This window comes from Weizmannia sp. FSL K6-0777 (genome assembly GCF_038593185.1).
Taxonomy (GTDB): domain Bacteria; phylum Bacillota; class Bacilli; order Bacillales; family Bacillaceae_C; genus Weizmannia; species Weizmannia faecalis.
Genome location: NZ_CP151971.1, coordinates 653,623 through 678,988, shown reverse-complemented (window position 1 = coordinate 678,988; position 25,366 = coordinate 653,623). Strand labels below are relative to the sequence as shown.

The 25,366-nt window shown below is 43.5% G+C and carries 23 protein-coding genes and 1 riboswitch; of the genes, 5 read left to right on the top strand and 18 right to left on the bottom strand.

Annotated elements, in window-relative coordinates:
• Nucleotides 1–152: 152 nt before the first annotated feature.
• Complete coding sequence (locus NST70_RS03125) at nt 153–1,139, bottom strand: acryloyl-CoA reductase (protein ID WP_035189414.1); 987 nt, start codon at nt 1,137–1,139, stop codon at nt 153–155.
• A gap of 292 nt (nt 1,140–1,431) precedes the next feature.
• Nucleotides 1,432–2,550, bottom strand: coding sequence for an RNA-guided endonuclease TnpB family protein (locus tag NST70_RS03120; RefSeq protein ID WP_014095882.1), 1,119 nt, complete (start codon nt 2,548–2,550; stop codon nt 1,432–1,434).
• 87 nt (nt 2,551–2,637) lie between these two features.
• On the opposite strand from NST70_RS03120, the gene NST70_RS03115 reads away from it, so the two are divergent.
• Entirely contained in the window at nt 2,638–2,778 is a 141-nt protein-coding gene (locus NST70_RS03115; RefSeq protein ID WP_014095675.1) for a hypothetical protein, read from the top strand.
• A 59-nt stretch (nt 2,779–2,837) separates the two neighbouring features.
• Here the strand turns inward: NST70_RS03115 and NST70_RS03110 are convergent, their stop codons facing one another.
• The 3 genes from NST70_RS03110 to NST70_RS03100 all read right to left on the bottom strand — a co-directional run bounded on the left by NST70_RS03110 (nt 2,838) and on the right by NST70_RS03100 (nt 5,012).
• Complete coding sequence (locus tag NST70_RS03110) at nt 2,838–3,041, bottom strand: hypothetical protein (protein WP_235601916.1); 204 nt, start codon at nt 3,039–3,041, stop codon at nt 2,838–2,840.
• Between the two features lie 176 nt (nt 3,042–3,217).
• Nucleotides 3,218–3,943, bottom strand: coding sequence for a WecB/TagA/CpsF family glycosyltransferase (locus NST70_RS03105; protein ID WP_014096043.1), 726 nt, complete (start codon nt 3,941–3,943; stop codon nt 3,218–3,220).
• Nucleotides 3,944–4,265: 322 nt separating this feature from the next.
• Nucleotides 4,266–5,012 carry an AraC family transcriptional regulator gene (locus NST70_RS03100; RefSeq protein ID WP_035182402.1) on the bottom strand — a complete coding sequence of 249 codons (747 nt, stop codon included), beginning with the start codon at nt 5,010–5,012 and terminating at the stop codon, nt 4,266–4,268.
• Between the two features lie 115 nt (nt 5,013–5,127).
• Here NST70_RS03100 and NST70_RS03095 point away from each other — a divergent pair, with 115 nt between their 5' ends.
• The 4 genes from NST70_RS03095 (at nt 5,128) to NST70_RS03080 (ending at nt 11,115) form a co-directional block, all read left to right on the top strand.
• On the top strand, nt 5,128–6,372 hold the full coding sequence (locus NST70_RS03095) for an extracellular solute-binding protein (RefSeq protein ID WP_342475721.1): 1,245 nt from the start codon (nt 5,128–5,130) through the stop codon (nt 6,370–6,372).
• A gap of 185 nt (nt 6,373–6,557) precedes the next feature.
• On the top strand, nt 6,558–7,772 hold the full coding sequence (locus NST70_RS03090; RefSeq protein WP_104851228.1) for a sugar ABC transporter permease: 1,215 nt from the start codon (nt 6,558–6,560) through the stop codon (nt 7,770–7,772).
• A 12-nt stretch (nt 7,773–7,784) separates the two neighbouring features.
• Complete coding sequence (locus NST70_RS03085) at nt 7,785–8,612, top strand: carbohydrate ABC transporter permease (protein ID WP_013858456.1); 828 nt, start codon at nt 7,785–7,787, stop codon at nt 8,610–8,612.
• A 208-nt stretch (nt 8,613–8,820) separates the two neighbouring features.
• Entirely contained in the window at nt 8,821–11,115 is a 2,295-nt protein-coding gene (locus tag NST70_RS03080) for a glycosyl hydrolase family 65 protein (protein ID WP_046721866.1), read from the top strand.
• A 240-nt stretch (nt 11,116–11,355) separates the two neighbouring features.
• On the opposite strand, the gene metC is transcribed toward NST70_RS03080, so the two are convergent.
• From metC to NST70_RS03015, 13 genes are all read right to left on the bottom strand, one after another.
• Nucleotides 11,356–12,531, bottom strand: coding sequence for a cystathionine beta-lyase (gene metC / locus NST70_RS03075; RefSeq protein WP_017552247.1), 1,176 nt, complete (start codon nt 12,529–12,531; stop codon nt 11,356–11,358).
• Nucleotides 12,528–13,643 carry a methionine biosynthesis PLP-dependent protein gene (locus tag NST70_RS03070; protein ID WP_026104684.1) on the bottom strand — a complete coding sequence of 372 codons (1,116 nt, stop codon included), beginning with the start codon at nt 13,641–13,643 and terminating at the stop codon, nt 12,528–12,530. The genes metC and NST70_RS03070 overlap by 4 nt, the downstream gene beginning before the upstream one ends.
• A gap of 77 nt (nt 13,644–13,720) precedes the next feature.
• Nucleotides 13,721–13,840, bottom strand: a riboswitch (SAM riboswitch).
• A 108-nt stretch (nt 13,841–13,948) separates the two neighbouring features.
• Nucleotides 13,949–15,088 (bottom strand): ABC transporter permease, encoded by a 1,140-nt coding sequence (locus NST70_RS03065; protein ID WP_342475716.1) that lies wholly within the window; start codon nt 15,086–15,088, stop codon nt 13,949–13,951.
• Nucleotides 15,079–15,975, bottom strand: coding sequence for an ABC transporter ATP-binding protein (locus NST70_RS03060; RefSeq protein ID WP_342475714.1), 897 nt, complete (start codon nt 15,973–15,975; stop codon nt 15,079–15,081). The genes NST70_RS03065 and NST70_RS03060 overlap by 10 nt, the downstream gene beginning before the upstream one ends.
• A gap of 202 nt (nt 15,976–16,177) precedes the next feature.
• Nucleotides 16,178–17,155 (bottom strand): KpsF/GutQ family sugar-phosphate isomerase, encoded by a 978-nt coding sequence (locus tag NST70_RS03055; RefSeq protein WP_342475712.1) that lies wholly within the window; start codon nt 17,153–17,155, stop codon nt 16,178–16,180.
• Between the two features lie 14 nt (nt 17,156–17,169).
• A complete protein-coding gene (kdsA, locus tag NST70_RS03050; RefSeq protein WP_014096054.1) occupies nt 17,170–18,012 on the bottom strand; it encodes a 3-deoxy-8-phosphooctulonate synthase in 843 nt (280 codons plus the stop codon).
• Between the two features lie 270 nt (nt 18,013–18,282).
• Nucleotides 18,283–20,340, bottom strand: a complete 2,058-nt coding sequence (locus tag NST70_RS03045; protein ID WP_237340463.1) for a BglG family transcription antiterminator — start codon at nt 20,338–20,340, stop codon at nt 18,283–18,285.
• Nucleotides 20,341–20,495: 155 nt separating this feature from the next.
• Entirely contained in the window at nt 20,496–21,932 is a 1,437-nt protein-coding gene (locus NST70_RS03040) for a 6-phospho-beta-glucosidase (RefSeq protein WP_017552254.1), read from the bottom strand.
• Nucleotides 21,933–22,093: 161 nt separating this feature from the next.
• Complete coding sequence (gene celB, locus NST70_RS03035) at nt 22,094–23,449, bottom strand: PTS cellobiose transporter subunit IIC (protein WP_017552255.1); 1,356 nt, start codon at nt 23,447–23,449, stop codon at nt 22,094–22,096.
• Nucleotides 23,450–23,470: 21 nt separating this feature from the next.
• Nucleotides 23,471–23,974 (bottom strand): hypothetical protein, encoded by a 504-nt coding sequence (locus tag NST70_RS03030; RefSeq protein WP_017552256.1) that lies wholly within the window; start codon nt 23,972–23,974, stop codon nt 23,471–23,473.
• Nucleotides 23,975–24,167: 193 nt separating this feature from the next.
• A complete protein-coding gene (locus tag NST70_RS03025) occupies nt 24,168–24,491 on the bottom strand; it encodes a PTS cellobiose transporter subunit IIB (RefSeq protein ID WP_017552257.1) in 324 nt (107 codons plus the stop codon).
• 133 nt (nt 24,492–24,624) lie between these two features.
• Nucleotides 24,625–24,957, bottom strand: a complete 333-nt coding sequence (locus tag NST70_RS03020; RefSeq protein ID WP_035317082.1) for a PTS lactose/cellobiose transporter subunit IIA — start codon at nt 24,955–24,957, stop codon at nt 24,625–24,627.
• Between the two features lie 209 nt (nt 24,958–25,166).
• Nucleotides 25,167–25,364 carry a hypothetical protein gene (locus NST70_RS03015; RefSeq protein WP_342475706.1) on the bottom strand — a complete coding sequence of 66 codons (198 nt, stop codon included), beginning with the start codon at nt 25,362–25,364 and terminating at the stop codon, nt 25,167–25,169.
• Nucleotides 25,365–25,366: the final 2 nt, after the last annotated feature.

Here is a 25,366-nt window from a genome sequence, read left to right as displayed (position 1 = left end):
TGCATGCATGCCAGCCGGTGATGGAGGTGCATTCGAAGGAAAGGTAAAACCCGGAATGGATAAAAGCACGCCAGCCGGTGCCTTTATCCATTTAACCAGCGCTTTTTCTGGATGGTAAAAAAGGATGCGCGAGTGCCACGCATCCTTTTTTGTTACATTTTTACAATTGTCCGGCCCTGGAGCTTGCCTTCCAAAATATCCGAAAGTGCGGCCGGAACTTGCTCAAGGCTGATTTCCCGGACAATTTCACTTGTCAAATGTTCCGGTTTGAATTCGCCAGCAAGTTTTTCCCAAACTTTCACGCGGAGATCCATCGGGCAAAAAACAGAATCAATCCCGATCCAGCTGACGGCCCGCCCGAGAAACGGGGTTACGGTTGTTTTGACTTCCCTTCCGCCGGTGAGGCCGCTCGTTGCCACCGCCCCGCCGTACTGCAGGGAGCTGATGATGTATTGTGTCGTTTTCCCGCCGACGGGATCGACAGCCGCTGCCCATTCCGTTTTGCGGATCGGCCGGTCTTCATGGTCCATAACGGCCTCCCTATCAAGGATGCGGGCCGCACCGAGCCGTTTCAAATAAGCGTGTGCCTCTTTTTTCCCGGTTGAGGCCGTGACTTCATAACCCCTTTTTGCCAAAATATCGACAGCGACACTGCCGACACCGCCGCTTGCTCCGGCAACAAGCACCGGCCCTTGTCCCGGTTTGAGCCCGTGGTCTTCCAGTTTTTGCACGGACAGCGCTGCCGTAAAGCCGGCTGTCCCTAAAATCATGGATTCTCTTAATGTCAGCCCTTTCGGAAGCGGTACCACCCAGGCAGCCGGCACGCGCGCCATTTCACTGAATCCGCCGAAATGCCCGGTGCCCAGCTTATAGCTTGTGACGATCACTTCATCGCCTTCTTTAAAGCGGCTGTCAGCGGATGCAAGCACCGTCCCTGCCAAATCAATTCCCGGTATAAATGGATACGATTTGACAAAGTCCCCTTTCACGCCAACAAGCGCATCTTTGTAATTGACACTTGAATAGGCGACTTTTACGGTGACTTCCGCTGCCGGCAGCCGGCCCGTATCCCATTCCTGTACGGAGCGTGCCGGCTGTGATGCATTTTCCATGACCAATGCACGAAAAGTTTCTTTCAATGCAAAGCACCTCTTTTTACTCGGCTCTTGTCAAGTCAAGATTGTATTGGTAAACTTCCTGATCTGAAGAAAGTTTGTACCCTTTATTCGGATTGTAATCGATGATGACTTTCTCACCGAGCTGTTTTTGGCTTGCCTTCGATACAAGGAGCGGAATGCCATAAACAGTGAACTACCCTCCACTTATCAACCTTACGGTTTGATTGAAGTGGGGGCTTCTCGACTTATCGTTGCTTTTACTAGCCAACGAAAACTGACCGAGCTAACCCTCTTGTTCCAAGAGTTTTGTTACTTATGATAACGCTAATAAGCGTAATCCCTCATTTTTGATATTGATTGCTGAATTGTGATCGCGATCTAATACAAAGCCGCAAGAACATTTATATACACGTTCAGATAATGGCATTTCTTTTTCCTTGCCGCAACATGAACACTTCTTAGTGGAGGGAAACCACTTATCAATTTTCACAAGTTGTTTCCCTTGTTCTTTTAGCTTATACGCTAAGAAAGTAGTGAACATTCCCCAGCCGTTATCATGAACGCTTTTCCCAAAGTGAAGGGCTTGAGACATCCCTTTCATGTTCAAGTCCTCAATCACGACAGCATCAAAGTTAGAAGCTAATTCTTTTGACTTATGATGAAGAAAATTCATGCGTTGGTTCGCCACTTTCTCATGTAATTTAGCCACTACTAGTCGTTGCTTGTTCCAACGTGCAGAACCTTTCTTTCTTCGAGAAAGAATTCGTTGTGCTTTTGCTAATTTATCTAAGGCTTGCCGATAGTAACGTGGGTAATTGGCTTTCTTACCCTGTTCACTCTCGACATATAGACCATCCATAGCAAAATCCAAACCAACAACTTTCTGTATTTTAACTGGACGAATATCTTTCTCATATTCTGTCAAAATTGAAATGTAGTATTTGCCTGTCTTTGTTTTAGAAATAGTGCAAGATTTGATTTTATAATCAGCAGGTATCTCTCTATGCTGTTTCATTTTTATTGGCTTTTTGATTTTTGGCAGTTTGATATGACCATTTTCTAGCTTAATATTTCCGTTGACCATATTAGTTGTATAGGATTGTTTTGCTTTACGATTTTTGAACTTTGGAAAATCCGCATTTCCTTCAAAGAAATTCTTATAAGCAGTCTGTAAGTTCATTTGTGCATTTGCCAAAGCTAAAGAATCCACTTCTTTTAGGAATGGAAATTCACTTTTATATTTTGCAGGAGTCGGAAACTTTTGCTTTTTAAGCAATTCTTTATCATCCTTGAACTTTTCATACGTTTCTTTGCGTTCAGCTAACATCTTATTGTAGACAAAGCGAACACAACCAAATGTCTTAGCTAATAATGCGGATTGTTCTTTGTTTGGTAACAAACGAAACTTGAAAGCTTTGTTTTGCTTGGCCATATCAATTCACCTCACTTTGTGCGGAAAAATTTCGTATATATTGATTATACCGTAAAAAATCCGTACAATCAATATGAGGTGATAATCATGAGAGAAGAGAAAGAACGTGTAGAAATTCGTATGCCTAAGACGATATTAGAAAAATTGGAGCAATATCAAAAAGAAAATGGGATTCCAACTAGAACAGGCGCAATCTTAGAATTGTTGAGAAAAGGATTGGAAAAATAACTTTGGCTAAAGCCAACCGAAATTCATCTCCCACCTACTCATTGGTGCTATTCGCACCTTCACATTCCTTGAGGATGGGAGACTTCTTTCGGAAAGCTGTTAAACAAATCGTCATCTTCCCGTTTATGGTCAATTTTCAAAGAATGTTCAGCGGCAATTGTACAGCTCCCGACAAAGACCGCCTCAATCCGGATGCCTTCGCCTTCTTGAAATTCAATTTGTTTAAATTGGGAGAGTGCAGCGGGTTTGATATCAATTTCCATATTTCTCACCTTTCTTTTACAAATGATTTCATTATCGTACCCGCTTTTCCCTTTTGTAAAACAAAAATAGCACATCTTTTATTGTCGGCAAGTACCGGGTATTTCCTTCTTTTTTTGGCACGTGTCTGAATTCCCGTCCTGCACGCCCTGTTCCTTTCAGCGCCGGAAAAAGGAGGCTATGAATGTTTCCATTTATATCGCAAAATCCGGCACAAAAAGATGAGGCTGCCGAAATTTCGCTTCCACAGCCGTTTCGGTTCGCGCAACAATCGGAACAGCCACTCGATCCGCAATTTCCGGAACAAATACGGGGCGCGCGGTACGTTTCCGGATGCAAAATCAATAAATGCGCCGACGCCGAGCCGTGCTGTGCAAGAAAGTTCCTGATCGAAGCCGGCAATGAATTTTTCCTGCAGCGGAACGCCCATTCCGACGAGCAGCACATCGGCATGCGAGCGGTTAATCATCGCCACAATCTCATGTTTTGATTGAAAATACCCGTGGTGGCAGCCGGCAATTTTCAAATCGGGATAATCTTTGCGGAAATGTTGTATCGCACTTTGCAGATTCGTTTCGGTAGCACCGAGCACAAATACGGAGAAGCCGTTTTTTTCACAGCGCTTTAATATTTTCGGCGTCAAGTCGGTACCGTTTAAATTGCCGGCAAGCGGAATGTCAAACAGTTTTGCGCCGATTTCAATCCCGACCCCATCGTTGAGCAGATAGTCGGCTTCATTGATAATTCGGTAGTAGTCGCGGTCGGTTTGGGCGATATTGTAGCAGTGCGCATTCAAAAAGAACACATTGGTTTTGATCCCTTCGTGTACCCGGCTCTCAAATTCGTCCAAAAATTGTTCTTCTGTAATTACGGTCAAATCGATATTGCCAAATGCCTTTTTCAAAACAATTTTCTCCTTAGCACGGTGAAATGTTTCCATGTTTAGTATATACGTTCCGTGCACCGCCGGCAATGTAAAATCCCGGTCCGCCAATGCCTGGGCAAAAAGGGAAAACCCGGCTTGTGGTCATAAAAAGGCGCCCTTTGCTGATACCGTGTTTTTTGCAGCAAGGGCGATATACGGTTTTGTTCGAGTGCGGTAGACGGGCTAAGGAAAGGAACTTGATGGAAATCCGGACGTGAAACGGTGCTGCCATGTGTTAAACATTGGAAAATTGCAAGGAAGCGCCAGCCGACCGTTAAAAAACGGATACATGCCGGCAAAGCTAGTGCTGGTTCTGCTCCCTGAATTCTTTTGGGGTGAGCCCCATATATTTTTTAAAAAGCAAAGTATAGTAGCTTTGGTTGCAAAAATGGAACAGAAGCGCAATTTCGGAAATAGTAATATTTGTATGGAGCAAAAAATAAATTGATTCTTCAATCCGCTTTTTATTAATATAATCCGTCACCGATACGCCGGTCTCTTTTTTAAACAAGTGGGACAAGTAGCTCGGATTCAGGTAAACATGTTTCGCCAGCGATTCAAGCGTGATCACCTGTAAAATATTTTCATGAATATATGCCACAGCCATATGAATCGCATGGCTGTAGCGATGTTCTTGTTTCCTTGCCTGCTGCACGGCTTCCGTAAAATTGCGCAGCATGCTGTACTCGAGTTCAAACAGCTTTTCCTGCGTCTTTATCCTTTCAATCTCCAAAATATGCGCATCGCTGATGTTAAAAGCAGTTTCCGGCGGCACGCCCGCTTCGATCGCCGCCCTTGTAAACAGCGTGCAAATACAGATGAGTGAATTACGGAGCGAGCGGATCGGTTCTTCCGCAAGTTTTGCCCGCTCCAGCGTATTGATAGTTTTCAAAACGGATTCGGCTGCTTCCACTCTCCCTTCTTTTACGGCATTCAACAACTGCTTTTCCATCATATAAGGCGGATGAAGAAAATACTCGCGCTGGTGCTCAACGCGGTATGAAAGGTAGCGTTCAATAATGGATTTGCTGATGGCAGACTGTTTCATCGGAGCCGCCCCAATACCTAAAAATTTTATTATAGATCTAAAGATTCTAATATCATTGTATGCGCATACAGGGTAATATTCAAGTGTAATCATCAAAATTAAAGGGGGCTTTCGTATGTGGAAAAAAGCGGGCGTGATTTTGGCAGCGCTTACGCTTGTTATCGGCGTGCTGGCCGGCTGCGGCAGCAATTCAAACTCGAAATCAAGCAAAAGCGGCAGTTCCTCGAAAAAGATTGTGTTAAAATTCGCGGCACAAAATGACAGCACACCTGCGACAAAAGCAGTCATTGCGGCTTTTAACAAACAATCGAAAAAGTACCAGGTGAAGTGGGTACAAATGACGAATGACTCGGCACAAATGCACGACCAATTGCTGACATCGCTCTCCAGTGGATCAAGTGAATATGACATCATGTCCATGGACGTTGTGTGGGGCGGCGAATTTGCCGGTGCCGGATACCTTGTCCCGATTGACAAGAAAATGATGGATGCCAATTTGACGAAAGACCAGTTCAATGCCGGCTCAATGGCTTCCGGAAACTATGAAGGGAAACAATACACACTTCCATTCTTCCCGGACCTCGGCATTCTGTATTACCGTTCCGATATTGTCAGCAAGGAAGATGCAGCGAAACTCGAAAGCGGGGACTACACCTATAAAGAACTCGGGGATATGGCTGCAAAATATGCCGGCAAAAACGGAACGACAAACGGCTTTGTTTATCAGTCCAAACAATATGAAGGCTTAACCGTCAATGTGACAGAATTCACGAATCATTACAAAGATATCAAAGGCGGCCTTGAGGCGATGTATCAATTTACAAAAGCATCATGGGCGCCAAAAGATTTGCTGAACTATATGGAACAACAAACGCTGGACAGCTTTGCACAAGGAAAATCTGTCTTCGCGCGGAACTGGCCGTACCAGTATGGCACCATTAAAACAGGCGGAGAAGGCGTAAAAGTAGACATCAAAAATGTTGGCATTGCCCCGCTTCCAAACGGCGGCGCTGTCGGCGGCTGGCTTCTCGGCATCAACAAAAACTCAAAACATGTAGAAGGCGCATGGGAGTTTGTAAAATTCGTAGCCGGCAAAAAAGGGCAGAAGATTATGTCCACAAAAGGCGGTTACCTGCCGGGATATAATGATTTGCTGAATGATCCTGATGTCCAAAAACAAAACAAAATGCTGACCATGCCGGGCTTCCAAAAAGCGTTGAAAACGACGATTGCCCGCCCGGTATCCGCGAAGTACAGCAAAGTATCCGACACGATCCAAATTGCGGCCCACAAATATTTAAGCACAAGCCAAAATCTGGATGATGCAGTCAAAACGATCCAGGACGCAACAGGCGAATAAGCAACCGTCCGGGAACGCGTTTTACTCCCTTTCCGTCCCCGGGCGCCTGCTTTTCATAATGGTTTGATATCGGCGAAAGGCTCTATTCCATAGAGCCTTTTTTAAAAAGAAATGAGGGGGCGCTGCATAAACTGTGCATCCTCCGTACGGGAAGAAACATTACAGTGAAAAGAGGTGCCAGCATCATGAAGAAGAACCGCTTGCAGGCTTTTTTATTTATCCTTCCAGCCCTGCTGTTTATCGGCGTATTCTCGCTGTGGCCGATTTTTCAGTCACTCCGCTATACCTTTTTTGATTATCAGCTGAATAACCAGCAAAAATCGGGGCTGTACATGAGCCCGCGCTATAATTTCGATTTATTTGACGAAACGCAAACGTATGTCAGGCTGTTTCTAACAGAAGACCGGGAAAAAATCACCGACCCGGCCGACCGGCAAAAAGTCGACAAGCTGGTCCATCGCGTTGCCAATGTTGCCAAGCAGTATAAAGGCAGAAAAGGCGTCCAAAAAATCAGCCAGGCCGACCAGAAAAAGCTGATGGGCCTTTATACCGACTCATCCAAACTGGTAAAGGAAATCAACGCCAAATACAATACGCAAAACGGAAAAAATTTATCAAAAATTGTAAAAGATTTTAAAAGCAGCTTTGTACCCTCCAACTTCATCGGCTTCAAGTCTTATAAAGAAGCATTGCATGACAAACGACTCGGGCATGCCTTATGGAATACCGTGCTCTTTACCGTCGTTTCGGTTTTCCTTGAGTTCGTCCTCGGCCTCGGCCTCGCCATGATTATGAACAAAGCGTTCAGAGGGCAAGGCATTGTAAGGACAACTTCGCTGATCCCGTGGGCAATTCCGACCGCGGTTGCCGCGCTCATGTGGAGTTATTTGTATGACGGCACAAGCGGTGTTGTCGCGCATTTTTTCCAATCCATAGGGCTAATCAGCGATTCGCGCATTCTGCTATTAACGGGATCCGGCGCGATGGTATCCACGATCTTAGCCGACGTTTGGAAAACAACACCTTATATGGCCCTTTTGCTGCTTGCCGGCCTGCAAAACATTTCCAAAGGGTTGTATGAAGCCGCATCCATTGACGGCGCAACAAAAATCCAGCAATTTTTCAAAATTACGCTACCAATGCTGAAGCCTTCTATTTTAGTCGCACTGCTGTTCAGGACACTTGACGCTTTTCGCGTTTTCGACCTGATTTACGTTCTGACAGGCGGCGGTCCGGGCGGGGCAACAGAAACCATGTCTGTCTACGGTTACAAAACGATGTTCGGGCAAACCAACTTCGGCTACGGCTCCGTCATTGTCATCATCATGTTTATTTGCGTCGCCATCATCGCAACCATTTACATTAAAGTGCTCGGCGCCAATTTGATGGATAAAAACTAAGGAGGGATGGCCATGAAAACGAACCGCAAATGGAATGTGCTCATCATCGCCCTGATTGCCGTATTTTTATTTGGGATGATATTTCCGTTTTTCTGGATTTTTATCACCTCCTTTAAACCTTCCGGGGAAATTTTTGGCGACGGGGCTTTTCGGGTCTTTGCCCATCATCCGACATGGGAAAATTACACGCAGATTTTCCAAAAAGGGATCCTGACATCGGTGAAAAACAGTTTTATCGTTGCGACAACGACAACGGTTTACATTATTTTAATTGCCACGTTTACGGCTTACGCGATTTCACGCTTTGATTTCAAAGGGAAAAACCTGTTGCTCGGGCTGATTCTGGCGGTTTCGATGTTCCCGCAAATGATTGTCACCGGGCCGATTTATAATTTGTTCCTGCATTTGCATTTAACGAACTCGTATGCGATTGTCCTGCCGTATTCGACGATCACCCTGCCGACTGCGGTATGGATCCTGGTGACGCATTTCAACCAGATTCCGCTCGCACTTGAAGAATCGGCAAAAATTGACGGTGCGACGCCGGTCCAGACGCTGTTCCGGATTGTCTTCCCGCTTGCCGCGCCAGGTGTTTTTACAACTGCGATTATTACATTCATTGCCGCGTGGAACGAATTTTTGCTGACGATTACCTTAAATTCGGACGCTAATTATCATACTGTGCCGGTCGCGATTTCTTTCCTCCGCACCCAGTTCGAAATACTTTGGGGACAGGTCGCTGCCGCTACCACAGTCGTCACGGTCCCGACTTTGATCATCGTCCTTCTGTTCCAGAAACAAATCGTCTCCGGCCTTACAACAGGTGGGGTGAAAGAATAAAAATTTCCGGCAGTGGAAAAGTTTTCCCTCGGTATAACGCGCGACATTTTCCGGAATCCTGCCTGCCGGTGTGTGACCCCTGGATGAATACATGAGCCGGCGGTCGATCCGATATGAGCGAAAAAAGGGCTTCCCGGCCGGACCATAAGAAAAAAGGGCGCTTGGCACCATGCCATCTTCGAATTTGGAATTTTTGGAGGAACAGCGTATGACATGGGAAATCACGAAACACGAATTGGACAAACAAATGCTGCTGGTCAATGAAAGCTTATTTGCACTCGGGAATGGCTATCTTGGCGTGCGCGGAAACTTTGAAGAAGGCTACCCGGAAGAAATCCCTTCTATCCGCGGCACATATTTGAATGCTTTTTATGACATTACAGAAATCCAGTACGGGGAAAAAGCGTACGGATTCCCGGAAACCGGTCAGAAAATGCTGAATGTGATCGATGCGCAGACCATCGAAATTTTTCTTGGAGAAGAAAAAGAACGCTTTTCTCTTTTTGAAGGGGAAGTTCTCGGTTTTTCCCAAACTTTGCACATGAAACGCGGGTTTTCCGAACGCGCCATCCATTGGAAATCGCCTTCCGGAAAAGAAATCAAGCTCACTTTTTCACGGTTGGTTTCTTTTACACAGCGGGAACTGTTTGCGATTCAAGTGAAAATGGAGCCGGTAAACTTTTCCGGGCCGGTGCGGGTGATTTCCACTGTCAACGGTGATGTGCAAAATTATGTCGATAAAAACGACCCGCGGACCGGATCTGCCCATGCAAAAAAGCTGGCTGTGACAAAAGTGGCAGAGGACAGAGGCACGATTGTACTGCGTGTCCGCACATTTGCTTCCGGGCTTGAAATGGCTTGTGCCGCAACCCACGCCGTTTCCGTCTCTTGCGAATGCCATTATGAACAAGACGAACAAAAAGTGCACGCAATCATCGATTTCAAACACGGCGAGCCGGTGTCCCTTACAAAATTTGCGATCTATACGGACACGCTCCGCCACGGGGACCATATCGCAGAAAAGGCGGCGGCCATCCTAAAAAGCATGCAAGGCAAAGATTTTTCAGCACTATTACGGGAGCAGGAGCAATATTTAGCCACTTACTGGCAAGCAGCGGACATTGAAATTGACGGCGATCCGAAACTGCAGGAAGGGATCCGTTTCAATCTGTACCAGCTCCTGCAATCTGTCGGAAAAGACACCGCCAGCAATATTGCGGCAAAAGGGCTGTCCGGGGAAGGTTATGAAGGGCATTACTTTTGGGACACGGAGATTTACATTTTCCCGGTGTTTCTGTTGATCCATCCGGAACTCGCGCGGCATTTGCTGCTGTACCGCTACCATATCCTTGACCACGCACTGGCAAGGGCAAAAGAGATGGGCCATCAAAAAGGTGCGCTATTTCCGTGGCGGACGATTTCCGGCACGGAATGCTCCCCGTATTTCCCTGCCGGCACAGCGCAGTATCATATCAGCGCGGACATCGCTTACAGTTATATGCAATACTGGTATGCCACCCAAGATCAGGACTTTATGAAGCAATACGGCGTCGAAATTCTCGTGGAAACGGCGCGGCTTTGGCTTGAGGTTGGCCATTACCGGGAAAAAGACGGCAAATTTGCGATTGAAGATGTGACCGGGCCGGATGAGTACACAGCCATCGTCAACAACAATTACTATACAAATGTGATGGCAAAATATAATTTGAAATCAGCTCACAAATTTTATCACTGGCTGAAAGAAACAGATGATGCCTATTTTGCGGCATTTGCTGCACGGCTTGGTTTAACGGACGAAGAAGCGGCAAGCTGGCTGAAAGCGGCGGATGCGATGTATCTCCCTTATGATGAAAAACGCGGCATCCACAAACAGGATGACAGCTTTCTCGATAAAGCGGTCTGGGACTTTGAACATACGCCGAAAGACCATTACCCGCTCCTTTTGCATTACCATCCGCTCACGATTTACCGGTACCAAGTATGCAAACAGGCAGACACGGTGCTCGCGCATTTTTTGCTGGAAGACGAGGCAAATCCGGAAACGATCCGAAACTCGTATCATTATTATGAAAAAGTCACGACACACGATTCATCACTGTCCACATGCATTTTCAGCATAATGGCGTCTAGGCTCGGCGAAGCGGAAAAAGCGTATCATTATTTTATCGAAACAGCCCGCCTTGATCTTGATAACACACATGGCAATACAAAGGACGGCCTGCATATGGCCAATATGGGCGGGACATGGCTATCAATCGTGTACGGATTCGGCGGCGTCCGGATCAAAGAAAACGGGTTTTTTCTAAATCCTACCATTCCGGAACAATGGGACCGCTATTTATTTCGCCTCACCTACCAAAACCGCAAGTTTCAGGTGGAAGTGGCGCGCCATGCGTTTAAAGTGACATTGCTGGAAGGAGATGCGCTGGACATCCATATAGGCGGCCGTACAGAAACGTTGAAACCAGGCAGGACGGTTACCCGGCCGATTTCCGGATTGTGAATGCAGGCGTTCCTTTCCTTTACACAAAAAACAGAAAAAAGCGGCGGGACACTTTTTACAGTGGTTTCCCGCCGTTTTTATGTTTTCTTTCGGGCTTTTTCAGCGGCTTCTGTGGTGCAGTTTTTTGTCATACGTACGGACGGGGCGTGCCTCCATTCGCGTTTCAAAATAAGCCCGGGCGTCTATTTTGAAACGGGGAATCCCGCCGATCAGGGCGGATTCCCTGCAGCCGTTTGTCCATTATTTCACGGTTGTGCCCGCTTTCGTGTACGAAAAAGCCTGCTCGAAATCGGCAATCAGATCATCCGGATTTTCGAGGCCAACCGATAAGCGCAACAAGCTGTCGGAGATGCCGCGTTTTCTTCGGTCCTCAGGCGGCATTGCGGCGTGGGACATTTTTGCCGGATAGGACAGAATCGATTCTACAGCGCCGAGGCTGACGGCAAAGACCGGAATTTTCACATGGCTGACGAATGTCCGGAGCGCTTCCTCATCTTCCAGTTCAAACGACAATACCGCGCCCGGCCCTTGTGCCTCTAGCTTTTGAAGCGCATGCTGCGGATGGTGCCCGAGCCCCGGATAATACACGTTTCGCACAAGCGGATGCGCATCAAGAAAATGTGCGATTTTCACCGCTGACTGCTGCGATTGGAGCAGCCGCACATGCAACGTTTTCAACCCGCGCAAAACGAGCCATGCATCCTGGACGCCGAGCACCGCCCCGAATGAATTTTGCAAAAATCCGAGGCGCGCTGCCAATGCTTCATCTTTTACAACCGCAAGCCCAGCAACGACATCGCTGTGCCCTGCTAAAAATTTCGTCGCGCTGTGCAGCACGATATCCGCCCCGAGTTCAAGCGGGCGCTGCAGGGCAGGCGTTAAAAAGGTGTTGTCGACAAAGGTGAGCGCCCCGGTTTCCTTTGCCAGTTCACTCACCGCACGGATATCCGTCACTTTTAAAAGCGGGTTTGAAGGGGTTTCCACATAAAAAGCCTTCGTGTTCGGGCGGACGGCCTGCCGCACTTCTTCAAGGTTGGTCATATCTACAAATGTATGTTCAATACCAAGCCGGGTCAGGACTTCTGTCACCATCCGGAACGTGCCGCCATACACATCTTCGGTGATGACAACATGGTCGCCCGCCGACAAAAGCAGAAACGCGGTTGAAATCGCCGCCATCCCGGAAGCAAACGCGAAACCTTTGACACCGCCTTCGAGTTCGGCGATGACATCCTCGAGCGCTTCCCTCGTTGGATTGAGCGAGCGGCTGTAATCGTATTTACCGAACTGGTCAATGTCCGCCTGGTGGTATGTCGAAGCATGCTGGATCGGTACACTCACAGCACCGGTCGCCGGGTCTATTTTATGGCTGTTATGTAAAAGCCTCGTTTGAAAAGAATAATCTTCATTTGTCATCGTGTTTGCACCCCTTCGTGAATGTTGGCAAAAGCTTTTTCAATATCTGCAAGCAAATCGCGTTCATTTTCAATTCCGACTGAAAAGCGCAAAAGGCAATTGTCTACGCCTGAAGCAATCCGTTTTTCTTCCGGAATGTCGGCATGCGTCTGTGTAGCCGGGTAAGTGATAAAACTTTCCGTCCCACCGAGGCTTTCGGCAAATGTAATCAAAGACAGGCCGCGTAAAAACGGGTCGACCCATGATTCTTCTTTTACACGGAAAGAAAGCATCCCGCCGCGGCCCGGATACAGCACATCTTTTACATCCGGATGCGCGCTTAAAAATGCCGCCACAGCTTTTGCATTTTTTTCGTGTTTTTCCATCCTAAGCGCCAGCGTTTTCATGCCGCGCATCAGAAGCCACGAATCAAACGGACTGAGGGTGGCGCCGGCACCGTTATGGTACAGAAAAAGCTGCTCGCAAAGTTCAGCACCCTTTGCCACGATCAGACCGGCCAGCACGTCGTTATGCCCGCCAAGATATTTCGTCGCGCTATGGACTACAATATCAGCGCCTTCTTTAATCGGCTGCTGCAAAAGCGGGGTGTAAAAAGTATTGTCTACAATCAGCAGGATTCCGTGCCTTTTCGCAATTTCAGCCACTGCGCCGATATCCGTCTGCTGCATGAGGGGGTTTGTCGGCGTTTCGAGGAAAATGGCTTTCGTTTTCGGGGTGATTTCTTGTTCAATATTTTCCGGGTTGCACGTATTCACGTACTTACAACAAAGCCCCCATTTTTTATATCCCTGCTCCAGCAGGCGGTAGGTGCCGCCATATAAATCATCACTCACAATCCACTCATCGCCGGCCTGGAACAAAGATAAAACAGTGAAAATCGCAGCCATGCCGGAACTGCACGCAAACCCGCGGTCCCCGCCCTCCAGATCCGCAATCGCTTCTTCAAGCAACTGGCGCGTCGGGTTGCCGGTACGGGAATAATCGAAACCGGTTGACTGCCCAATGCCTTCGTGGCGGTAAGCGGTAGAAAAATAAACAGGCGGGTTCACCGCACCTGTCACGCGGTCACTGCGATTTCCGATTTGTGCAAGTTTTGTTTCTGTATGATACATGATGGACACTCCCTCACTTAAAATCAAAAAGCCTTCTCCAATAAGAAGAAGGCCATTCCTTTCGTGCATGAACCATCTTCTTATCTTTCAAGTTATGATCCCATAACTTGCAGGACTTAGCACCTTTTCAATGCGTAAAAGCATTGAAGGTTGCTGAGGCTTCATCGGGCCATTCCCTCAACCTCTCTTGATAAGAAAATACCAATATGAAATTTGCCATCAACGCCGCAAAAGAAATTACACAACGAACCTAAAAATTGCTTACGTTCAATTTATCCCTTTTTTTCGGATTCGTCAAGCTTTTTTTAAATTTTGTTTTTCTTATGGATAATCCATATGGTGAGAAAATAAAACAGCAATGATGAAAGGAGAAGCGTAATGACTCCGTCTGTAGTATTGATATACTCATTCCTGAATTTTGCTGCACTTTCTCCATTCACTATATTCGGCACATCCACAAATGTAAAAGGGATAATATGCATAACAGCATACAACTTTGTCTTAAATCCGCTCATCATTTCCTCAAAACAAAAACAAGCCACCAAAACGAGCATCAGAAGCAATTGATTTCGAATAAAGGTATTTAAAAACTGTGTGAAAACAGAAATAAATAATAGAAGACATAGAATCAATAAAAGCGATCTGCCCAAAAACCGGGTTATTGAAATCCACAATACTTCTGTCCCGTTTAAATTGATCGCCACAGGGTACTTCCAACTGCCCAAATGGCTTATGATGCTACCAATAATGAGCGCAACAACCAGGATAACAATCGTAATGGCAAGGCTGTAAACAAATGAAGTGAAGATTCTCGTATCCAATATTTTCTTGAGTTTCACTGGCAAAACATTTACAAATTGATTAATACCGCCTTGTTTGTCTCTTGTTGAAATATCACCAATTAAAACAGCAATGAGAAGAGGCATTAAGAACGGGAATACGTAAAAAAGAATGCGATATGTAAAGTTAATACCCGGGGTTTCGTATGACTCTATTACCGGATGAATATTTTGTTGAAGCAGAATGGTATTGAGCTGTATTGCTTTTTCTGTCTGCGGAACAATTTTTTTATCACTGAAAACCATTTTTCCAGCATTAATATTGGCAATTAATTTTTTATCTAAAGCGATCTGCAATTTTAGTTCTTGCTTCCAATCCCCTGCTTCATGAGCTTGTATTTGTTCGGTTCGAAGGCGTAATTCCTCCTGCAAACCCGCAATCGCTTTCTTCTTTGCTTCACTCTTATTTGGATTTGATTCCATGTGTGAAATGGCATTTTCCAGTGAGGATTTGTTATGCTGATATTCATTGAGCGGGTCCGTTCTCTTTGCTCCTACAAAAGTAATTGCAAACAAAATGAAAACAATCAAAATAGCAGCAATAAAAACAGTCATATTTTTTTTATTTCTAATGAATCGCAATGTCTCTAACTTGATTAGCCCCATTTATCTTCACCTTCGTATATTTCCTCATAAATTTGTTGGCTGCCTTTTTGCCCAATGAAAAATGATTTAAATTTCATGTCTTGTTCGAATGCCTGATTTACCACAAAGGAGCTTTTACTTGAATCTATCTCCGCCCATACTTCATTGGCTGTGGCATTTTTAATCTCTTCATCTTTAAACAGGGAAAGAACTTTATCTGCATCATTCCCATTCTCTAGCTTAATGATGATGTATTTATTAAAGTCCGGATTATTTTTTCTGCTTTCGTAAACCATTCTTCCTTGCTTTAAAAAGATGACACGATCACATAATTCATCAACATTGTTCAGAATATGGGAAGAAAATAATACAATTTTATTTTCGTCTCTAAGTTGCTTAATGGATTTGCTTATCAGTTTAATATTGGATGGGTCCAGCCCATTCATCGGCTCGTCCATCAATAGCAAATCACAAGAACTGATCAAGCACATCCCAAATAGCAGCCTTTGCTGCATGCCAAGTGAATATTTTGAAACCCTTTTGTCGATATAGGAACCCATGCTTAATTTTTCTATAACAGCGTCACATTCTTGTTTGCTCTCCCATAATCTTTGTACAAGTTTTAAATGCTCTCTCCCTGTTAAATTTGGATACAATACTGTATGGTCTTGCAAAAAAAATATTTTTTTAAGGATTTTTTCCCGATGCATCTTATAGTTCATGCCGTAAATACTGATTTCGCCTTTTGAAGCAGGAATCAGGTTGGATATCGCATTTAAAAGCGTCGTCTTGCCGGATCCATTTGGAGCAACCAGGCCAATAATCTCCCCTGGTTCAGCAGAGAAACTTATATCTTCCAAAATTTTCGTCTTCTCTATCTCTACTGACACATTGTTTACCCTTAACAAAACAATCCCTCCCCCGTTAATTCACAAGATCTTATCACCTATTTTAATAGGCCGCAGCGCCATTGTCACCGAAATTTTTGCGTGGTGTCACCGAAAAAACAAACTGCTGCTGCGCAAATATTGGCGGCAAACACCAAAAAAAGCGGTATTCTTTATGAATCCGCTCTATCCATTCAAAAAAATTTTTTTCTTGTTCTTTTGCTTATATAGTCTGGACCAAATCCTGAATATGGAGCATGGCAACCGGGTTCTGGCCGGCAACAACCGGAAGCACTTTGAAAGCGTGGTCTTCCATTATCCGCAATGCTTCCGCTGCCAGCTGATGCTCACTGACGCAAACCGGATATTTTGTATACAAATCTGCTACTTTTTTATCCAGTACTTCATGGCCGTTTAAAAGCTCACGCCGGATATCGCCGTCCGTTAAAATGCCGGCCAGCCGTCCCCGATCGTCAATAACTGAAACAGCCCCCGCCCCCGCTTCCGTCATCATAAATAATGCTTCCTTTATGCCGGTGTCCATTCCGGCAACCGGGTTCATCCTTTTCCGTTTAGCCACATGGCCAACCGTGAGAAGCAAACGCCGGCCAAGCGAGCCACCGGGATGGAAAAGCGCAAAGTTTTCAGGTTTAAAATCCCTTGCCTTCAAAAGGGCAACCGCAATCGCATCCCCGAGTGCAAGCGTGACGGTAGTTGTAGAAGTCGGGGCAAGGCCGAGCGGGCACGCTTCCTCAACTTCACCGATATCCATCACCAGATTCGAACGCCGCGCCAGTGTCGACTTGCGTGAACCGGAAATGGCAATCATTTTTGCGCCGATCCTTTTGATGGAAGGGATCATATTTAATATTTCCGACGTTTCCCCGCTGTTGGAAATGGCAATGAGGATGTCTTCTTTTGTTATTTTTCCAAGATCGCCGTGCAGTGCTTCTCCCGGGTGAAGGAAAAATGCCGGGGTACCGGTGCTTGCAAATGTGGAAGCAAGTTTCCGGCCGATGATGCCCGATTTCCCCATTCCTGTAAAAATGACTCTGCCTTCGCACGCCAATATCATTTCAATGCCTTCATTTATACGAAAATTGATCCGGTCCTTCAGCTTTAAAATCTCATTGGCCTCTTTTTCCAGCACTTCACGGACGCTTTCGACATAATTGATGCTTCGTTTGAAATCTTTTAACATCCTATTCACCTCCGTTAATGAATGTTTGCTGCCGTTTGTTCTTTTATCATGCGATCAATTTCAATAACTGGCTTTAACATTTCTTCAAGATCATCCAGTTTCACCATATTCGGGCCATCCGACCAGGCCTGGTCCGGATCAGGATGGGCTTCTAGAAACAACGCATCGATCCCGCAAGCCGCCGCTGCCCTTGCGAGATACGGGACAAACGCACGCTTTCCGCCTGTTGAAGTCCCATTTCCGCCCGGTATTTGGACACTATGGGTGGCGTCAAACACGACCGGATACCCTAATCTGCGCATTTCCGGAAGTGCACGCATATCCACCACCAGGTTATTGTAGCCGAATGTCGAACCGCGTTCTGTAAGAAGAATTTTGTCGGTGCCGGATTCCTCCAGTTTTTGAATGACGTTTTTCATATCCCAAGGCGCCAAAAACTGCCCTTTTTTGACATTCACGATTTTGCCCGTCGCGGCGGCGGCAAGCAGCAAATCGGTCTGGCGGCAAAGGAAAGCGGGGATTTGCAGTATGTCGAGCACTTCCCCGGCTGCTTTTGCCTGGTGCGGCTCATGAATATCGGACGTGACCGGTACGCCAAATACATTTTTAATCCGGTCAAGTATTTCGAGCCCTTTTTCCAGTCCCGGGCCCCGTTTGGAAAAAATGGATGATCGGTTGGCTTTGTCGAAAGAAGCTTTAAAAACGAAAGGAATGCCGAGTTTTCCGGCAATGGTTTGAAGGGTTGCGGCTGTTTCCATGGCCATCGTTTCACTTTCAATTACGCACGGGCCGGCAATCAATACAAGCGGTAGACGTTGGCCGAAAGCTATCCGGCTGTTCAGTTGGACCGTTTTCATTTGCTCACTCCTCATTTTTAAGTTTTCACGTGTCTTTACTCCTTCTGCTGCAGGTTACAAATATTATCCTTTAGAAAACCGCACAGGGCAAGGAAGATGTAAAGAATATTCACAAACTTTTTGTTTTTATGTAAGGTTTTCTCCAGGAAATATAAAGCACAAAACCGGACAAGTTTTGTGCTTTATAACGCGGATGGCGGGTAAAGTCTCCTTCGGGGAAATGGCTGGGAAAAATATTCTTCTTACAAATGGTGGCGATACGGGGCTCAATTATTTTATAAATGCCATTAACTCATCAGCCGTTTTGCTTTTGATGATTTTTTGCACAACAGACCTGTTTTCGATAATCGAAATGAGCTTTTTATACATATCATCTAAATCCGTTTGCGTGCCTTCTTTAATATTCAACAAACAAACAAATTGAACCATTTGCTGTCCATGCCAATGGATAGGGCTTTTTAGCGTACATACTGTCCAAAACGTTTCCTTCGTTACGGGCACCATTGGATGGGGAATGGCTACGAGATTTCCAAAACAGGTTGGCGTAATCGACTCCCTTTCTAAAACAAGGTTTACATAATCCTTCGGTACAAGCTTCTGCTTATACAGTTCATCACATAAAAATCGAATCACGCTTTCCTTATCCTGCAATGCCAGTTGGAGAAAAATTCTTGAAGGATGTAAATATTTTTCTGCCACATTTTGCGTCCTAGATAAAAAACCATTTATAGCTTGAATGTCTTTGTCTTCCAAAAAAGTATTCACAACTTGGACCGGGACGCCAAAATCCTCCTTTATAGGCACAGTGCTAATGATCAAGTCAATAAAAGATAAATCATATGATGATAAATTGTAATAATTAATCGTATCGGCAATTTCAATTTCTTGGCCATACAAATTTTGCAATCGGTAGGATAGTAATTTTGCACTCCCTACGCCCGATGCGCAAACGATTAGTACTTTTTTTATTTTTTTCTTGTTTAATTTCATTCGTTCAAGAGCAACACCGATATGCAGCGCAATATAGGCAATTTCATCTTCAACCACTTCCATTTGCAAATACTCTTCTATACATTTGCTGGCAATAATGGCGCCTTCAAACGCAGCCGGGTATTTTTTCTTTATATCGTTTAATAACGGATTCCGGATATTCATTTTGTACCGCAATCGGTTCATTGCAGGACGGATATGCAGCGTTAGCGCCTGAATAAACTCGCGGTCTTGGCGAAAGTCCCAATTCAATTCAGCCTTTAAACGAGCTAACATACAATTTATAATTGTTCCGGCTTCATCAAATTTACTAAACTCGGCCAGCTCCTTCTTGTGTAAAAGTTTGGTTCCTAATAAATGAACAATAATATAATCGATTTCTGTCTCAGGAAAAGTTAACGAAGTAAAATCTTCAACTTCTTTTATGATTTCGTTCGCCACAATTTTTTCAAATGGATGATCATCGACCAGAACATCAGCCAGCTCTTCAATAACAAAGCCTTCCTGAATTCTTCTGCAGGCGATAGCAATATGCGTTGCTAAATTTTCCAAAGATATATCAGAGATTTCAATTTTATATTTATTAACCTTTTGGACGATTACTTCTTTAATCTTTTTAAATAGTTCCGGATCAATGAGTTGTAAACAATCCTCCTTCAAAAATGCCTCCTGGTTCCGCTCCAACAATAAATTAGATAAACACAAACGTTTCATATATTCATCGCCTTCAACCTTTGAACCATAGTGCGGGCGGTTGATTAGCTTTAAATGATATTGATCAAGAATTTCTTTTACCATCTTTAAGTCATTTTGCAATGTCGATAAAGAGACGAACATCTCATCTATAAAACTTTCAATTTTAATAAAATCGGTTTCTAACAATAACCGGCGTAAAATATAGAGAACTCTCGTATCTTTATCAGTGAAGTCACCCGCTAAATGATGTTCCTCCGTAGAAATCTCATTGAGTATTTTTGAAAAAAGCCCGGCATCTAATACTTTTACGCTATATCCCAATCCTCTGGTTGATTCAATTTGAAATCCGTGTGATGCTGTATTATTTTGCATGAGCTTAATTTCGTTTCGAATCGTTCGGTCACTGACGCCTAATTCTCTTGCCATCCAGCTTGCAGTAACGGGTTCTTTTGACTTAGATAAAAGGATTAATATATCTTTCTGCCGTTTTGATAGGATAGCCACTGCCAACAACTCCCTTTTACATGGATTACTAAGATTTTTGGCAAAGGAAGAGCTGTAGTTTTCGGGAAACCAACCATTTTTTCGGGCTGTGATGTAATCGTTGAAAAAACCAATACTTGATACTTTGCAGCCTGTCATATCGTAGCTTTCCTTATAACTATTGCTTTTTCACCGGGGATTTCTATTTTCTTCCCGTATATGAAAAAATGGAGTTTTATTGTAACTCCATTTTTTCACGCCATGATTGAATATGATTCTTATTGTAAACGTTAGAAAAACGACCGTCCTAAAAGTTAAAGCTCTTCTCCATTTGTTTTTATGACATGCCTATACCATTCAAATGACTTTTTCTTTTTTCTTTCTAAAGTTCCGTTCCCTTCATTATCTTTGTCCACATAAATAAAACCGTAACGTTTTTCCATTTCTCCTGTTCCAGCACTCACTAAATCTATACATCCCCACGGTGTGTAACCCATTAAATCAACACCATCCAGTTCAACCGCCTTTTTCATTTCCAGAATATGATCGCGAAAATATTGAATACGGTAATCATCGTTAATCGTGCCATCCTCTTCAACGACATCCCGCGCGCCAAGGCCATTTTCTACAATAAATAGAGGGATATTGTACCTTTCATATAAAGCATTTAACGAGTAACGAAGGCCGACCGGATCAATTTGCCAACCCCAATCACTGGCTTGAACATAAGGATTGCGAACGACGCGGCCAAACTCTCCATCAGGCTGGCTGTCTTCTACTTCACGGGCGCTGACTACTTTAGACATATAATAGCTAAATCCAATGTAATCTACTGTTCCTTCTTTAAGAATTTGTTCATCTTCCTTTGTATATTCAATTTCAAATCCGTTTCTTTCCCAGTATTTTTTCGTATAATCAGGAATCGTCCCACGAACATGTACATCACCAAAGAACCAACGATTATGCATCGCTTCCGTGGCAAGCATCACATCGTCCGGATGACAAGAATATGGATATACAGGTACGAAAGAAAGCATGCAACCAATCTTAAAGTCAGGATTAATTTTGTGGCCTAATTTAACGACTTTTGCGCTGGCAATTAATTCATAAAGCGCTGCCTGGTACATGGTTTGTTTCCGGTTTTCACCTTCTTCATATTTAATTCCTGAGTTTGTGAAGCTTGCAAAATCCATGCTCGTATCTGCTTGATTATTGATTTCGTTAAAGGTCATCCAGTATTTTACTTTATCTTTATAACGTTTCATGACTGTCTCAGAAAATTTCACAAAAAAATCAATACATTTCCGGTTTCTAAAACCCCCATATTTTTTCACAAGATGATAAGGCAATTCAAAATGAGATAGGGTAATAACAGGTTCGATATGATATTTTAATAATTCATCAAACAAATCATCGTAAAATTGCAAGCCTTCTTCATTTGGCTCATCATCGTCCCCGTTTGGAAAAATTCTTGTCCAAGCAATAGAAGTACGGAAACATTTAAACCCCATTTCTGCGAACAGTTTAATATCTTTTTTATAACGGGAATAGAAGTCGATTGCTTCATGGTTAGGATAATAGTAACCTCCTAATACACCATCCGTAATTTGCCGTGGAACACCATGTCTTCCTGCAGTCATTACATCAGCAACACTTACACCTTTTCCGCCTTTATTCCAGCCGCCTTCAAGCTGGTGGGCTGCTACTGCTCCGCCCCATAAAAAGTTTTCCGGTAAAACGCCTTTTGACATTGTAAACCCTCCATCATTTATCTTATTTGGTTTCCTGAACGAGAAAAGTTAAATAAGAAGGCGATTTTCCTATGAAGAACCGCCTTCTTTCATTCACCCGCAGTGCAACATCGTTTTCATAGGATATTTCTACATCTTATTTTTCTATTTCAAGATGAGGATCAGAGTACAGATTCTCCGCCTTTTTCTTGCTCAACTAACTTCTTATCATATATTCTGATGAACGGAAGATATATGATAAACGCGACCACACCACAAATGAGTGAGACAACTGGCGCCATAATGCTCCCACCTGTTCCAATGAAAGCCCCAATACCGATTGGCGTTGGCCATGGCACTTGTGCAATAAGTGGCGCAACAATGTGCAATTTAATTGCAAAATAACCAATTGTAGCTGTAGCCATAGGCGCTAAGAAAAACGGGATAGCCAGGTATGGATTATAAACAATTGGTAATCCAAACAATATTGGTTCATTAATATTAAAGATGCCAGGAGCAAGGGACGCTTTTCCTAGTATTCTCAATTGCTGTGACCGGGCCAAAAATGCAATAAAGATACATAATCCTAAAGTCGACCCGGAACCGCCCATAATGACAAATGAATTTTGGAACTCGCCGGCGAATGGAATATTTGCCCCATGAATATTGGCTTCCATATTTGCCAAAGTAATTGGCGTCAGGAAGGCTCCGATAATATTCGCCCCGTGAATACCTACGATCCAGAGTGCATGGATTAAGAAGTAAATCACCATCAATCCCAGCCAGCTGCTTGCGATATTCGTAACAAAGCTAAATGGAACAGCGACAACTTTAAATATATCTGTACCTAAAGCTACAAAAATACCATTGATGATTAAGATCACAAAAGCGACTAAAAATGCAGGGATTAAAGCTGTGAACGATCTGGATACCCCTTCCGGAACAGCTTCCGGCATTTTAATCACCCAATTTTGTTTTACACATAACCGGTACAACTGGACAGCAATAACAGAAACAATAATGGCCGTAAATATACCTGAAGAACCTAAACGGCTTACACCACTGTCGCCCATTTCCCAACCGAAAATAATATGAGTCGTATCATTCATTTTTTGGATAAGTGACATTTTTCCATTGCCTGCAACCAATTCCGGAATCGTCATAAAGAAAGCAAACATGGATAATAAAGCCCCGTTTAGCGGGTTTACATTTATCCCTTCTTCTTCAGCATATATTTTTGTATACTCATAACCAATAACAAGGTTGAAATATAATGCTAAAATTCCCATTGTTGCTTTATTTGCCAGCATATACAAGTCACTAATTCTAAAGAAAGTATTATCGAAAAAGCCTTGCAAAAATGTTAAAGTCTGTGGCAATACGTTCAACACCAAGAACATGGATCCTACGATTGTAAATGGTATTGAAGCCATCCCGGCAGCCATTACCGCCCGGACAAATCGAAAAGATGCTACTTTCCCCATAGGACCCATCAGATACTTTTCAAGAAAAGTAAATGCCTTATTTTGTTCTGACATAAAGACCCCTCTTTTCTATTATTAACGAATCGCTTTTTCATACTCCATGATGCGTTGAAAATGCTTGTCTTCATCATGTGTAATTTGGTATAACCGATAAAGGATAAAAGCGCTTAAAAATATCCCGGCAATCAAAACAGTTAAAATTAATACTTTTGACTTGTTTTGATTGATTAAAAATGGATATAAATGAGCGAAAGATGACGAAAAACAACTCGGCAACAGCAAAATCACATTTGCAATGAGCAAAGTCATGAAACAAAACTTTGTGTATTTAGCATGATTTGTCGGGCTGCTATAAATCTTTACTTGTTCCGCAACGCTCAATATGACAACGATGATCAACGCCAATGGAAGAAGGTATAGTAACGAATGACTCATAACCAATGAAATTAACCAATATACATTCGTAAAGAAAAAGATTGCGGTAACATATCTGACAAGCAAATATCGGTTATAGTACATCGATTTAAGCATCTGGTTTTTTTGATTTTTTTCAAATAATGCTCTTTCTACGTCATTCATAAAAATCCCTCATTTATTAAAAATATGGCTCCCCGCTACTCGTTAAAGCTTAAGCAATCCATTACCTCCAATCCAAAAGACATCTTAACGGGTATCTTGCTTGAAGATCACCTTCCTTCCGACTATCCATAAATTTTGGCATTTCCGGGTGAGTGCATTGTAAATAGCGAAGACCCATTTTCTCATAAGCAAATCAATCTTTTGGCAGTTCTTGTAAGATTAAATTTCCTAATTTTTCAACACCCATTGGAATCGGAATATAGGCTTGTGGCGGAATGTTTACAACTGGCTTTCCTACGCGTTCTCCGGCTTCCTTAAGTTTTTGAAAATACATCTTTGTTTGTGGGCTGACTAAATATAAATCAAAGTCCCCCTTTTCAATCATCTTATTGCCTTCATTTGCTGAAACAGCATCGACTTCAATTTCCTTACCTTTTGTTTTAAAAAATTCCGTTGTCTTCTTCGCCATTAAAGAAGATGACATACCTGCTGCACAAATAATTAATGCTTTTTTCATCATAAATGCCTCCAATTGGTTTTTTATTGTGATTTAAACTTGCTTATCAATGAATTAATGACTTCCGTTGCTTTTAATGGCCCGCTTGTGCCGCCAATCATCCATTTTTCAAACAGCAAACTTGGCAAATTTGTTAGCACTTTCGACATTCAAGTTCATTTGTTTTTTTATAAAGTTCAATGATTTCTTTTGCCAGGTCAATTACTGTCATGGCATTCATTAAATGGTCCTGTGCGTGTATCAGCAATATACTGATTTCAAATTTTTCCCCACTGGCCTCCCCCTTTATTAGGTCTGTTTGAAAACGATGAGCGATTGTCATGGCTTCGTTGGCTTCTTCAATTTTTTGTTCAGCTAATTTAAACTCACCAGCTTTAGCATGATTTATGGACTCCGCAGCTAAGCTTCGGGCGTTTCCACCATTTAAAATAATTTGAAAACTGATTTCTTCTATGTTCAATGTCATCACCCTTAGTTTAAAAATTGTCGTTTCTTCACCCTTTTTGTCGCATAATATCCATCATTGTTACTTACTGTTGATCACAAAGAGTAACTTGCTGTAATCCTTAAACACTGTTTAATGCTCCGCTTTATCAGCCGCTTGCCTTAATTCAATATTAATATGGAAACGGTTTCACTTTAACCTAAACTCTTTCCTTAGCGCAACGGAAATCATTACTGGAAAAAATGAAGTAACGGAAAAAGGAATCCGGGATCAAGTTTCTGCTTTCTCGCCATTAACATGATTGCCGCTTTTTCAATAAAGCATGGCATCAAGCTTTTAGACATACCTTTTTGTTTATCGTACTTACCAATCCCGGCCTGGCATTTCAAAAAAGGAAAGTGCGGCAAGCAGAAGGCAATTTGCAGCATTT

Coding starts and splice junctions, on each gene's coding strand:
- NST70_RS03120 (WP_014095882.1), bottom strand. CDS start 2,550: ATGGCCAAGCAAAACAAAGCTTTCAAGTTTCGTTTGTTACCAAACAAA.
- NST70_RS03115 (WP_014095675.1), top strand. CDS start 2,638: ATGAGAGAAGAGAAAGAACGTGTAGAAATTCGTATGCCTAAGACGATA.
- NST70_RS03110 (WP_235601916.1), bottom strand. CDS start 3,041: ATGGAAATTGATATCAAACCCGCTGCACTCTCCCAATTTAAACAAATT.
- NST70_RS03100 (WP_035182402.1), bottom strand. CDS start 5,012: ATGAAACAGTCTGCCATCAGCAAATCCATTATTGAACGCTACCTTTCA.
- NST70_RS03095 (WP_342475721.1), top strand. CDS start 5,128: ATGTGGAAAAAAGCGGGCGTGATTTTGGCAGCGCTTACGCTTGTTATC.
- NST70_RS03090 (WP_104851228.1), top strand. CDS start 6,558: ATGAAGAAGAACCGCTTGCAGGCTTTTTTATTTATCCTTCCAGCCCTG.
- NST70_RS03085 (WP_013858456.1), top strand. CDS start 7,785: ATGAAAACGAACCGCAAATGGAATGTGCTCATCATCGCCCTGATTGCC.
- NST70_RS03080 (WP_046721866.1), top strand. CDS start 8,821: ATGACATGGGAAATCACGAAACACGAATTGGACAAACAAATGCTGCTG.
- metC (WP_017552247.1), bottom strand. CDS start 12,531: ATGACAAATGAAGATTATTCTTTTCAAACGAGGCTTTTACATAACAGC.
- NST70_RS03070 (WP_026104684.1), bottom strand. CDS start 13,643: ATGTATCATACAGAAACAAAACTTGCACAAATCGGAAATCGCAGTGAC.
- NST70_RS03065 (WP_342475716.1), bottom strand. CDS start 15,088: ATGGGGCTAATCAAGTTAGAGACATTGCGATTCATTAGAAATAAAAAA.
- NST70_RS03055 (WP_342475712.1), bottom strand. CDS start 17,155: ATGTTAAAAGATTTCAAACGAAGCATCAATTATGTCGAAAGCGTCCGT.
- kdsA (WP_014096054.1), bottom strand. CDS start 18,012: ATGAAAACGGTCCAACTGAACAGCCGGATAGCTTTCGGCCAACGTCTA.
- NST70_RS03045 (WP_237340463.1), bottom strand. CDS start 20,340: ATGACAGGCTGCAAAGTATCAAGTATTGGTTTTTTCAACGATTACATC.
- NST70_RS03040 (WP_017552254.1), bottom strand. CDS start 21,932: ATGTCAAAAGGCGTTTTACCGGAAAACTTTTTATGGGGCGGAGCAGTA.
- celB (WP_017552255.1), bottom strand. CDS start 23,449: ATGTCAGAACAAAATAAGGCATTTACTTTTCTTGAAAAGTATCTGATG.
- NST70_RS03030 (WP_017552256.1), bottom strand. CDS start 23,974: ATGAATGACGTAGAAAGAGCATTATTTGAAAAAAATCAAAAAAACCAG.
- NST70_RS03025 (WP_017552257.1), bottom strand. CDS start 24,491: ATGAAAAAAGCATTAATTATTTGTGCAGCAGGTATGTCATCTTCTTTA.
- NST70_RS03020 (WP_035317082.1), bottom strand. CDS start 24,957: ATGACATTGAACATAGAAGAAATCAGTTTTCAAATTATTTTAAATGGT.
- NST70_RS03015 (WP_342475706.1), bottom strand. CDS start 25,364: ATGCTGCAAATTGCCTTCTGCTTGCCGCACTTTCCTTTTTTGAAATGC.